A 12,064-nucleotide genomic window follows, 5' to 3' on the forward strand; every position below is an offset into this window, starting at 1 on the left:
ATGGTGCCGCGGTCAGCAGCATGGGGGTCTACCTTGAAAATCCATCCATTTTCATCATCTGATGGTGCCGCGGTCAGAGGCATGGCGGTCTAAATGAAAATGACCCCTCGATAAAGAGTTTTTGGTACTGGGTCAAAAATATGATATATGTGGATATTGGATTTGATTCGGTATTCAGAGAAACAAATCGGAAGAATCGCTCCAAAACAGGAGGTTACATATGAGTTCTATTCTAAAAGCTATAGAAAAGCTAAAGTTGAACGTCTTGAATGTTGAAGATGTTCCAGAGTCATTTAGTTCTGATGTATACAAACTTACTCTTGCCAGTGGAGAAAACGTTTTTGTAAAAATTCCATTTAACAAGGATAAACTATTCCGTGAATTTCAGATGCTTGAAACATTAAAGGGTGTAATACCTGTTCCTAAGGTATTGGACATTTGGTACGGGGATGAAAGTACTACTGGGGCACTGCTTCTTTCAGCAATTCAAGGTATGCCTTGTACAGGAGACATTGATGAGAAACTTTCTTTTCAAATTGGCGTATATCATGCTATGCTCCATGAGGTTAAAACCCCTGGGTATGGTTACCATGTAACCGATGGTTTTAAGTTACTTGATCAAAATAATTGGAGATTATATATCAAAAGTAATTTTGAAAAGTGGAAAGAGCCATGCAAAGAGATTCTCGACTCAAAATTGTATGAAAGATGTATTCTTCACTTTGATAGAGTTTTCTCTGCTTTACCGGATCCTGACGGACCATGCATTGTTCACATGGATTTTAGACCAGGTAATATATTGGTGAATGGTAACGAGGTTGCTGGCATTATTGATTTCGAGAGTGCCCGTGGCGGATCGTCGGAAATAGATTTTACAAAAGTCAATCGATATATTTGGGAAGTCAATCCGAGAACAAAGAAACCGTTCATTGAAGGTTATCAATCGATTCGACCTATGTTGGCTCTGGAAAGAGTGCTGCCATTTTATGATATTTACGATGCTTTCAGCGCAGTTGTTTGGTGTAAAAACAGAGGAATTGAAAAAAATCAAACGTTCCTTCAGGAAAATATTCTTACTTTAAGGAATTCGGTGGGTTATTGAGTATAGTTGTTTTTCATAAGATAAATAGAAAGTCCAAGGCCAGTTGTTAATGTTGGGAATTTATCCCAAGTTTGATTACAAATATTCGTTTGCCCTAACTATGTTAGGGGAGAACGGGCAGTATACCAAAACATTTGCTTTTGTCTATATACTCAAATTATAATGGAGTAAATATTTGGTATGTGTGGCGTAAACATGGAAAACCATGAGGAAGCACATATTTCATATGCCGTACGCCTGGGCAAAGTATTTGGTCTAAGACCAAATACTTTTATTATTTTGTGGGAGGTTTATGATATGGAACAGGTACGGCAACTAAGAAATGTAGCAATTGTAATTTATGAACAGGTTGAACCTTTGGATTTTGTAGGACCATTTGAAGTATTTATTGCAGGAAGTAACAGGGGGCAAGACTTCAGAGAGGCATTCTTCAGCAGGCGTGCACCCAGTTGAAAAATAATGATGTTAGGGAATCAATCGAAAAAGCGTTGAGCCATTGAATTGAGAGCGTGAGCAAAAGGAGCATCACATGAACTTTATTGACGAAATTTTGAGCAATATTAGCGTCATGAGCGCGGACGATGTGATACAGTCTATGTTCCGGATTTATGATGAACCGGTTGACCGTGACGCGCTGTCCGCCTATCCGCAATTCATACAGGATATTATTTGGATCATCGACATGGACACCGAGTTGGCGATGAATGGGATTGGCGGTCTGATGGGAAACAGCACCGGGCACTATGCTGACAAAATGATCGACGCGTTGCGCCATATTTCAGCGGATAAAGAAGCTGAAACCCTGACTCAAATATACCAAATCTATCAAAGTGACCTTGACGATGAGAAAATAGACGAGCTGGCCGGCAGTCTATACCTTTATACCGATTTTGATATATGGCCGCTATTGGAGGCTTATGTCGAAGCGGAGAAAGGAAGGCTGCAAGCTCCGCTTGGCGTTGTGTTGGGACACCTATCGCAGAAACGCAGGCGTTAAAAAGAAAGGATGATAGAAATGTCAAATAATGACCAAGCCCGTCCCCCCGCTGGTTCTATTAAGGAAGCAGGCCGATTTCCTATCGACCTGACAGGCCCTCGCAGCCATACGCTTGTCATTGAGCCTGGCGTGGGCAGCCTCTCCATTGGACCGTCACAATTGGGCAAGAAGGCGAACCTCCACGTCGAGCCTGACACGCCTATCGATTGGACGGTATTTGAGGTCTTTGCCACACCGGACGGCTCGCCTTGGCCGCGATTTCTGTACTACACAGGCAGCGACGTCGGCTTCCTCGACTGGGCCCGTGAACGCCCCATTGAAGAAATGACGTGGGTACCGGTTCTGTCTGCAGATACAGTAGCGGACGCCAGCCAATCCAAATTGCATGGCTTGCATATCAAGCTGGACCCATCCGAAAACCGGCTGCATCTAAAGCTTCCAAAGCACCTCGATTATTCTCGCCTGAGTGTGTCCGGCGATCTGTCACGCTTCTCGGCCGAAGGGGATATGCCATACTCTCTGACACTTGTGCCGCGCACCAGCCGGCGCGATAACGGAGTTCCCTTCCTGCTGCCCGACCTGGGTGAGCTGCATCAGGTTACCAACCTGACGCTCCAGAACGAACCGCTGGCACAGCCTATCTCGCTGGAGTGTCTAAGCCGGTTCCCAAATCTTACGTCACTGAGTTTGTGGGGAAACTTCTGCGACTTGGATCTGTTGGCTGGCCATACCCGGCTAACACATCTGGAGCTGCGCTTCATGCCTGATCTGGGTGACTTGCCGCCCTTGGATGCATGGCCGCTCCTTGACAGATTTATCGCCTACAATGTGGAGGAGATCACGGGCAAGCGCCTGCGGCAGCAAATGAAAGCACGGGCCAAGACCCGTCCGTGGTCTGACTATGCTTCAGTGAGCCAACTTCGAAAGCCTGAGTGGTGGACGACCGAGTTTGGCCGCCCGTTTTCATCCTGGCCTAAACTCTGGCCAAGCTGGCTAACGAAGCCTATGATGCTGCACAGGCAGCCTTGGCCCAGGCTCGCAGCCTTGCCGAGGCTGAGGCAGCCATCACCGCCTTCACCGTGCGCTTCAATACGGTCAAAGGCATCGAAACTGCCGAGCGGGAAGACCTGGGTGAAGCAGTATGGCAACTAAGCCAGTCTGACCACTTGATCGGCCAGCCTATACCGGAGGAGATGGCTCAACGCTGGTTCGACGCAGCACGCGATTACTGAATGAAGTGAAAATAAGTGCTCCAATTAACCGCTTGTGGGACGAGGAAAGTTCTCTTTAAGGTGAATTGCTAAAAACCATACACATCCACCCGGCCGTAATAACATCATTCTTCATACGATAGTGAGTAAGATTTCCGTAAAAACACCATGGAGGGAGTCAAATTGAAGTGGAATGATTGTACGGGTGACTACACGGCATACATTAGTCTAGGTTCAACGTGTCAAACCGCTTATCAGCTAAAAAGACTGGGTTTACGGAAATTTTCAGGCCCGTTAGACTGGTTTATCTCGTTTAGGGCTCATGATGTGGCTCGGTTGCTCCGAAATCGCTTTGACGGATTTATGGAATTAAAGCAACTTCGACTTTCCGGTAGGGATCTGGATTGTTACGTCGTTACAGATGACAAGTATGACATCGTTTCTTATCACGATTTTCCGTTAAGCTTGCCGATTTACCGATGGACGGATGCTTACCCTGCATTTAAACGTAAAATTGATCGGCGTATAAACAGATTTTTAACGGCAGCAAAGAGCAAGCCAATCTGCTTGGTCAGAACCCAAACGTCAAAGCCGGAAGCGGAGAAGCTTTATGCATCACTTAATAAGATCATGCCCGGTAAATTTCGTCTTTTAATTGTGAACAACATGGGTTATTTACACGAGATAAGGCACGAGGATTGGGGATTGCATGGTGTTTGCTCCATATCGGTACCTAAAGGAATGGATTGGAGAGGATCTGACCAAGCATGGGACCAAATCATGAAGGGATTTAAGCTGAAACCTTAAAAAGGGAAACAATGACTTTCACTTTTTCATTTCCTACTTGCTTTCGCTATGATCATCACTACGGAATTGGTCCCTGCTATACACTTACAAGGTTTGACCACTATCCACAGTAATGATCTGACATGGTATAATTCAAAATGGAATCCAAATATCCTACAATAAATGGAAAACGGCTGCAACATAGTACCATAACGGTATCACTCAATTTATTCACCTTCTGGTGGTGCGCCCCCCATGTAGAAACAACCGAATGGGAGTTTCTTGAAAATGTCGAGGTAGCGTTAGGAGTACCTTCAGTAGGTTCAAGTAATCGATGAGACGAAGAGGGGGAAAACGAAATGAAGACGATCAAGTGCATGATGGACCACTTGTACTGGGCGGACGAACGCATCTTGGACGCGCTCGAGGAGAGTGAGACGAAGAACAAGGACCTTCTGAAGCTGATTCGGCACGTCGCGGTCGCGGAACGAGTCTGGCTGTCCCGATTGCAAGGCAAGGGCAGCGCGCAGTATTCTTTGTGGGAGGAAGCGGAAGACCTGAAGGCGATCCGGACGATGTTCGAAGAAAACGCCGAGCAATATCGCGTCTATATCGAAGGACTCGAGGAATCCCAGTTGGACGAGATGATCGACTATGTGAACCAGAGCGGGGTTCCGTTCCGAACGTCCGTCCGGGACATCCTGTTGCAGGTCCTCTTACATGGGCAATATCACCGGGGACAGATCAACCGGGCACTTCGGATCGAATCGGCAGAGCCTGCCCAAGTCGATTACATCACGTTCACGAGACTCTAACAGGGCCTAATAATCTCCATTACTCGGAACGGGATTGGCATTGAACTAACAGGGACAATAATTAAATCAACGATAATCAAGCTGCCGATTGCTTCGGTGGCTTTCTGTGCATGTTATGAAGGCTTGGTCAGTACTTATATGGCTTAGAGAAGACATGCCGGTACATTTTTCAATAGAAACTGACAAAAAAATACCCCAACATTATAATTGTTATATATACCTACAGCGGCACTGACCGGAGGGACGGCATGCAATTTGAACCAATCTATGATAATGGGAAATTAGTCCTACCGAAGATCGAATTAAATATGACATCAAATCAATCGATTGGGATTATAACGGACTTGAAGCGAAAGCAGCTTTTAATGAATCAATTAAAGGATCGTTCCCAATATTATTTATTTCGAGCTCAGCAAAGCGAGTATATGCGTTTAACGGTGGAAGAGCTGATCGCTTTTCTAATCAAAGTAACGGAGCGGAATGAGCGCGTCGCTCTGTTAATCGATTATTTTGCTTTAAAAGAAGAACGAAAGGTAAAAATCAAGGATCTAAGCTCATCGAAAAGGACGTATGTGACTTTGCTGCGTGTCTTTTTTGCGCATCAGCCGATACTTGTACTGGAGGAGCCCTATTTTTACTTGGAAGAAGAAGAGCGTTGTCATTTTAAACGGATTTTAGATGACCTTTCGAAGGAGAAGCAGATTTTAATTCTAACTTCGAATTTAGAGGATGCCATGATTTCCTGTGATGCCATTTATCGATTGAACGAAATCGGATTTCATCCACTGGATATTCGGGACTCGGAAGAGGATAAGCTGGAAGTGCAGGAACAAGATCGGGCCAATATCACCTTGCAGAAGATTTATACGAAAAGAAATGACAAAGTGATTTTATTTGATCCGCCTGAAGTCGATTATATAGAGAGTATGGATGGTTCGATCCTTGTTCATGTGGGTGGCGAAAATTATGTCTGTGCTTTGACGCTAACCGAGCTCGAGCAAAAATTGTTAAATTTCGGATTTTTTAGGTGTCATCGATCCTACATCGTTAACTTGCAAAAAGTAAGAGAGATTATTACATGGACGAAGAATAGCTACAGCTTGCGATTAAATACAGGTAAAGATGCCGTGGTTCCGTTATCTCGTTCAAAATTGCATGAATTAAAGACCCTTCTTAACATTTAATTTCCGGGGTAATATCAAACCAATCAAGCATTCCATGGTACCATTCAGGCGATAATAGCTACATTTCGGCGGGTTTTGATGGCTGGAAGCATGCAATCTTTATATGCTTAAGGCATCAACTCTAAGGAAGTGGTGTTCATGGATGTTATCGAGGTAGAACATATTCGAAAGAGATTTGGAAATAAGGATGCGTTATCAGACGTGTCCTTTTCCATTCCGAAAGGGGAAATTTTCGGTTTCCTGGGTCCGAGTGGTTCGGGAAAAACGACATTAATTAAAATCTTAACGGCGCAATTAAATCCGACAAGCGGACAGGCAAGAGTATTTAACCAGCCGGCGGAGATGATGCAGCAGTCTGCACAGAAGATGCGCTTCGGCATTTTGACGGATAACAGCGGTCTATATGAGAGATTGACGATTGAGGAAAATCTGGAGCTGTATCGCCAACTATATGATCTTCCTAAATCTTCGATCGATAAGGTACTGCAGTTTGTTAACTTAAGCGGGGAGGGCAAAAAGAAAGTCAATCGCTTATCAAAAGGGATGCGTCAGCGTGTCGTGTTGGCATGCGCGGTTATCCATGAGCCGGAATTATTATTTTTGGATGAACCTACTTCGGCTTTAGATCCAGTAAACTCGGCACATATTTATAAAGGCTTACGTCGCTTAAATGAGAGAGGGACAACGATCTTTCTAACTACGCATGATATGGCTGAGGCCGAATTGATATGTAACCGTGTAGCGATTTTGTATCAAGGACAAATCCAAACCATCGGCTCTCCCAAGGAACTTAAAAAACAGCATCGGGAAAACGTAGTTTGTGTTGAATTAATCAATGGGGAAGCCTACGAGCTCCCGATCGATGAAGGGACGGCCGATCAAATAGCCGATTGGATGAAACGAGGATTCATTGATCGATTAGAAACGAAAGAGCCAAGTCTGGGTGATATCTTTATTAAAATGACAGGAAGTGAGTTACTATGAGTATCTCATTAAAACGTGCTCAAGCGATATTTGTGAAGGGTTACAAAGAGTTTTCACGCAATTATGCGATTTCTATTATGCTGATTTTCCCAATTGTCCTCGCATTTCTCCTCCGAGGTGCAGGCCCGTCTCTGCCCGGAGCTCTCGGTTATGTTCTAAATTTTTCGTTTGTGATACTGACGAGTTTTGCACAAGCATGCCTGATTGCGGAAGAAAAGGAGCGTAACACCTTACGATCATTAATGATGACTCCGGCCACAACCATGGATGTTTTAATCGGTAAAAGTGCTTTAGTCTTTGCGATGTCTGCTGTAGTTCTGGGTATTGCCACGTATATAATGGGCTATGAACCAGCTAGTATATGGGCGCTTGTGGCTGCAATTGTTCTTTCGATTATTCTATACACAGCTGCCGGCACGATATGCGGTTTATTCTCCAAGACGTTACTTGATGCGTCTTTATCTATAATTCCCGTATCGATCGTATTCACTGGGGCCCCATATGGAGGAATGTTACTGGCGGATGATTATCCGATTTTCAAAGTGCTGGAATATGCACCAAGTATTCAACTTGTGTATTTGCTAAATATAAGCAATACAGACTTTACGACGGGAGATTTATTAAAACCCCTCCTCATTATTTTGGCATGGACGGTTGTATTGACGATCGTATCGGTTGCTTTGTATCAACGGCGGTTAAAGGATGAGTAGGATAGAATCGCGTATTTCTACGGAGGAGGGAACAAATTCCGATGAATTTAGCCGTCAAGTTGATGCGGAAATTCAAAGACCGCGAAACCCGGCATAAGCTGCAAGGCTATCGGGACAAAGCGGAGCTCATCAGGAAACGGAATTTGGAAGCTTGGGACGAAAAGCAGTTCCAAGGGGAATCTCTCCGGCTGAAAAAGGAAGCAAAATCGGGTACGCTTTTGGACGAGCTGCTTGTCGATGCCTATGCGCTAGTTTGTGAGGCAGCCAAGAGAACACTCGGGTTACAGCCCTACGATGTCCAGATCATGGCGGCCATCGCTCTGCACGAGGGATTTGTGATCGAGCAGCATACCGGCGAAGGAAAAACGCTCTCTGCTGTTATGCCTGCTTATCTGAATGCGCTAACCGGCGAAGGCGTTCATGTTCTGACTTTCAACGATTATTTGGCACATCGAGATGCGGAGTGGATGGGCCCGATCTATCGTTTCCTCGGATTAACGGTAAAATCGGTTCAAGCGGGCATGAGCTTGTCCGAGAAACGGGAAGCGTATGCCGCAGATATAACCTATGTTACGGCCAAAGAGGCGGGATTCGATTATTTGCGCGACACGATTGCGCTGGACGAAGCCGATACCGTGCATCGTCCTTTCCACTACGTTATCGTCGATGAAGCAGATTCACTGCTTCTTGACGAAGCGCGGGTGCCGCTAGTCATCGCCGGCGAGCCGGTCTCTTCCAAGAGCGACGGCATTCGTTTCGCAGAAGTGGCCAGGCAGCTTGAGCAAGAGGAGCATTACGAGTTCGACGAGTTTAAGCGCAATGTTTATTTGAATGAAGCGGGCGCTGCGAAAGCGGAATCGCTGCTGGGATGCGGTAATTTGTACGAAAGCCATAATAGTCATTTGTTATCGTCGTTAAATTGCGCGCTGCATGCGGAATCGTTATTGAAAAAAGACGTCGATTACATCGTCCGAGACGGTAAAATCGAGCTGATCGACGAGTATACCGGCCGAGTGGCGGAGAACAGGCATTTGCCGGACGGGCTGCAAGCCGCACTTGCGGCCAAAGAAGGGCTGCAGACGAAAACCGGCGGGAAAATTCTCGGTACGATCACCCTTCAACACTTCCTTAGCCTATATCCGAAGATTTGCGGAATGACAGCTACCGCGCAAGCTTCCGCAATGGAATTCGAAGATATTTATGCGCTGCAGGTCGTGCAAATTCCGCCGAACCGGCCAAACATACGAATTGACCATCCGCACCGGATTTATACCCATAAAGAAGCCAAACTTAAGGCGCTTGTACAAGAAATATCGTCTGTTCATGCGACGGGACGCCCGATTCTCATTGGTACGTCAAGCGTCGGGGAGTCTGACATGCTGGCGGAGGCGCTAGCGGCTGCGGGCGTACCGTGCCATGTTCTGAATGCGAAAAACGATGCAAAAGAAGCCGAGATCATCGCCAAAGCGGGAGAAATCGGCGCCGTGACGGTATCTACGAATATGGCCGGACGCGGCGTCGACATTCGGCTCGGCGGCGGCAACCCCGCTCAGGCGGAAGTTGTCGCCAAGCTGGGCGGGTTGTACGTGATTGGTACGCATGTGCACGAAAGCGTGCGGATCGACAACCAACTGCGCGGGCGTTCTGGCCGCCAAGGAGACCCGGGAGCTTCCGTATTTTTCGTAAGCTTGGAGGACGAGTTGATGCAAAGGTTCGGCATCGATAAAGTGATTCCGCCCGCTTATCGCGATCTCAGACAGGATGAGGCTCTCGAAGAGTCGGTGCTCTACAGTAAAATTGAGTATATTCAGCGCGTTATGATGGGCCAAAACTTCCATATCCGCCAGGAACTGAACCGTTATTCGGATATGGTGGAGGAACAGCGGCGAATTCTATACGTGCAGCGGCTCGAAATTTTGACAGGCGAGACGCCGATGAGCCCTTCGGAGCAGCGGGTACGGCTTTATTATATCGACAAGTTCTGGGCTGACCATCTAGAAGACGTATCTTACATTCGCGAAAGCATCCATTTGACAAGCCTTGTTAACCGCAATCCGATTGACGAATTTCATGCGCAAATCATTCAAGCCTACGAGCAAATTCCGGCTAAAATCAATCGTGAGTCGACGAATATGCTCGCAAAGCTCGGAGGTTCGAATGATCCGGCGCAGTGGGAAAAGTTCGGGCTGAAGATCCCAACTTCCACTTGGACTTATATTATCAACGACCAATACATGGAGTACTTGCAGAATCGCAGTTCATGGACTGCAGGGACGATCATCGCTTATTGGATTCGCAAAATGATGAGGCCGGTATTCGGATGGTCCAAATTTTGATCGGGACGAATACGAGCGAGCGCTTCGGTAAACTCCACGTTGCAGACTTGCGGACTGGACGCTTCGGTTATGACAGCATTTATGAATGCGCCCCCTGACCTGCTGCAAGCCGACAAGCCGGGCAAATAATTGTTGCTACCGGCTTGCCGTGTAATTGCGAATAACTTGAATATATTTGTCCAACACCGCGGCGTCCGCTGCTTTTCCAAGCAGATATGGTTTGTTTGCGAGGATATCTTTCTTGGCGTGCTGCAATACTGCGATCGCTTGCTCTACATTACCCTTACGGCAATAACGAAGCGCTTCGATTTTGGTCGTGAGAAGGTTCAGCATGGCAGGATGACGAACTGTTATTTTCTCCGGCACGGTCCCGATATCTCCACCTGTCGCCAGCTTGGCAAACGAGTAGGATAGAAGAAGCTCCTCTTTCATTGCACCCGTTAAACGGTCTTGCTCGATCCATGGCCGCAGCAGTTGAACGGTTCTGTGAAACCTTTCATTCATCGTCTGCCATGCAGCGACGAAATAGAGCAAATTCATGATCATGTCGAGTTCATAACGATCATTGCACTGAAGCCATGCTTCATTCTGCAACTCCTCCTCCAGCTCGATGACATTCCCCTGCGGAAGGCCATCAAGCTCCTCCTTATCCGCCGCAAACGCATACTCGTATGAGAGCTTAAACAAAGCATAAAACAGTCTGCCGGAACGGCCATTTCGCCGCAGCAATCGAATGCCAAGCCCATCGCTATAAGCTCCGCCCTCCGCCTTCAAGGGAACAATCGCCACAAGGCCAAAAGCAAAATGAAACAACACAAGCAATAGCCACAGCATACTGCCAGTGATTGCATATAATACGCAACCAACCAGCACGATCACCAGATTAGCCAGGCTTCCGCCTGCCAAATACCAGACGAGCCTATGGCGATCCGTTTCATAATCACTAAACTTTACCTGCATAGCGCACTGTCCCCAGTTGCTTGAATTCGTATTCAAAGCTATGGTCAGCTTGCCCTTCTCCTTAGTAAAATGCACCGGACCGATAATCAAAAAGCGAAACGAATATCCGAGCCATCGACCGACAACAAAATGCCCCAGCTCATGGATCAACAGAGCCGAATAAAGCATAAGAAATAACGTCAACAGAATTAATATGTACTTCCCCCATCCGCCAAGAAGCGTGAGGGCTCCCAAAAATAGAATGCCTGTCACCGCAATCATTATTCCATTCCGCTTCATGCGAGCAGCCTCTCTCCCTTGCGAATACTTCCCTTTTCTATACGGATAGATGACTAGGTTGGTGCCGCTTTTACCAAATCATCAATATGGGATAACCATGTTTGCCCTGATTTGTTCGGATATGATCTGATATTATTCCTGGTGGTATGTCTAATAGAGAGTTGAGATATATGATATCGAATTTGTTTCATGCAAAGCGCTCGTGATGTACAGTACAAAGTATCTGTCTGTACAGGGGCATTGCTTCTAGCAGCCGCAGGATTCTTAAATGATAGAAATGGCGACAACGAACCCGTCTGCAATACGAAACTCCAATGTTCTAAAAATGTATGTCAGGCATCCATCAATGGGGGAGAGAATTCATGAGAGGTCGTAAATAAATGATCTTACAGAGTTTTCCTGATGTGTTAAAGTAAACAATAAGCTGCTAGATTATATATTTTATAGAAATTTTGTTGGGATGAACTCTGTGAATTATATAAAAGCTATGACGGAAAATGTAAGAAAGGAAGAGGCTTATGATTACCATTTATGATTGGTTTGGCTATGAATTGCCGATCAAAGAACGTTATCAGTTAATAAAAGAGGCCGGATTTGATGGCGTTTTATTATGGTGGAGTGAAGACTATAGTGGCACAAGAAGTCAAGACAGTTTTTTTTAATTTTTAAGGTGTGAAATCATTCACGAAGCGTTCTTTTG

11 protein-coding genes, 1 pseudogene and 1 riboswitch are annotated in these 12,064 nt (G+C 46.0%); of the genes and pseudogenes, 11 read left to right on the forward strand and 1 reads right to left on the reverse strand.

Going from position 1 to position 12,064, the window contains the following annotated elements; translation table 11 throughout:
• The first annotated feature begins 220 nt into the window (after positions 1 to 220).
• From ACTHRH_RS24995 to ACTHRH_RS25040, 10 genes and pseudogenes are all read left to right on the forward strand, one after another.
• Positions 221 to 1,102, forward strand: a complete 882-nt coding sequence (locus ACTHRH_RS24995; RefSeq protein ID WP_379289796.1) for a phosphotransferase family protein — start codon at positions 221 to 223, stop codon at positions 1,100 to 1,102.
• 174 nt (positions 1,103 to 1,276) lie between these two features.
• Positions 1,277 to 1,352, forward strand: a riboswitch (ZMP/ZTP riboswitch).
• A gap of 47 nt (positions 1,353 to 1,399) precedes the next feature.
• Complete coding sequence (locus ACTHRH_RS25000; RefSeq protein WP_379289794.1) at positions 1,400 to 1,555, forward strand: hypothetical protein; 156 nt, start codon at positions 1,400 to 1,402, stop codon at positions 1,553 to 1,555.
• 76 nt (positions 1,556 to 1,631) lie between these two features.
• Positions 1,632 to 2,099: a DMP19 family protein gene (locus ACTHRH_RS25005; RefSeq protein ID WP_440418150.1), complete on the forward strand. Its 468-nt coding sequence runs from the start codon at positions 1,632 to 1,634 to the stop codon at positions 2,097 to 2,099.
• An 18-nt stretch (positions 2,100 to 2,117) separates the two neighbouring features.
• A pseudogene (locus ACTHRH_RS25010) lies at positions 2,118 to 3,331 on the forward strand (leucine-rich repeat domain-containing protein).
• Positions 3,332 to 3,493: 162 nt separating this feature from the next.
• Positions 3,494 to 4,117, forward strand: coding sequence for a DUF1796 family putative cysteine peptidase (locus tag ACTHRH_RS25015; protein WP_191964404.1), 624 nt, complete (start codon positions 3,494 to 3,496; stop codon positions 4,115 to 4,117).
• A 338-nt stretch (positions 4,118 to 4,455) separates the two neighbouring features.
• Positions 4,456 to 4,911, forward strand: coding sequence for a DinB family protein (locus tag ACTHRH_RS25020; protein ID WP_150960440.1), 456 nt, complete (start codon positions 4,456 to 4,458; stop codon positions 4,909 to 4,911).
• Between the two features lie 248 nt (positions 4,912 to 5,159).
• Positions 5,160 to 6,095 (forward strand): LytTR family transcriptional regulator DNA-binding domain-containing protein, encoded by a 936-nt coding sequence (locus ACTHRH_RS25025; RefSeq protein WP_440418152.1) that lies wholly within the window; start codon positions 5,160 to 5,162, stop codon positions 6,093 to 6,095.
• Positions 6,096 to 6,233: 138 nt separating this feature from the next.
• A complete protein-coding gene (locus tag ACTHRH_RS25030; protein WP_150960442.1) occupies positions 6,234 to 7,079 on the forward strand; it encodes an ABC transporter ATP-binding protein in 846 nt (281 codons plus the stop codon).
• A complete protein-coding gene (locus ACTHRH_RS25035; protein WP_440418155.1) occupies positions 7,076 to 7,789 on the forward strand; it encodes an ABC transporter permease in 714 nt (237 codons plus the stop codon). The genes ACTHRH_RS25030 and ACTHRH_RS25035 overlap by 4 nt, the downstream gene beginning before the upstream one ends.
• Positions 7,790 to 7,830: 41 nt before the next feature.
• On the forward strand, positions 7,831 to 10,125 hold the full coding sequence (locus tag ACTHRH_RS25040; RefSeq protein WP_440418157.1) for a preprotein translocase subunit SecA: 2,295 nt from the start codon (positions 7,831 to 7,833) through the stop codon (positions 10,123 to 10,125).
• Positions 10,126 to 10,260: 135 nt separating this feature from the next.
• On the opposite strand, the gene ACTHRH_RS25045 is transcribed toward ACTHRH_RS25040, so the two are convergent.
• Complete coding sequence (locus tag ACTHRH_RS25045) at positions 10,261 to 11,364, reverse strand: site-2 protease family protein (RefSeq protein ID WP_440418159.1); 1,104 nt, start codon at positions 11,362 to 11,364, stop codon at positions 10,261 to 10,263.
• Between the two features lie 518 nt (positions 11,365 to 11,882).
• Here ACTHRH_RS25045 and ACTHRH_RS25050 point away from each other — a divergent pair.
• The gene (locus ACTHRH_RS25050; protein WP_440418161.1) at positions 11,883 to 12,026 is read left to right on the forward strand and encodes a hypothetical protein; all 144 of its coding nucleotides are present in this window, start codon (positions 11,883 to 11,885) and stop codon (positions 12,024 to 12,026) included.
• Positions 12,027 to 12,064: the final 38 nt, after the last annotated feature.

Source organism: Paenibacillus sp. SAFN-117, from assembly GCF_051966115.1.
In the GTDB taxonomy this organism is placed as follows: Bacteria; Bacillota; Bacilli; order Paenibacillales; family NBRC-103111; genus Paenibacillus_L; species Paenibacillus_L residui.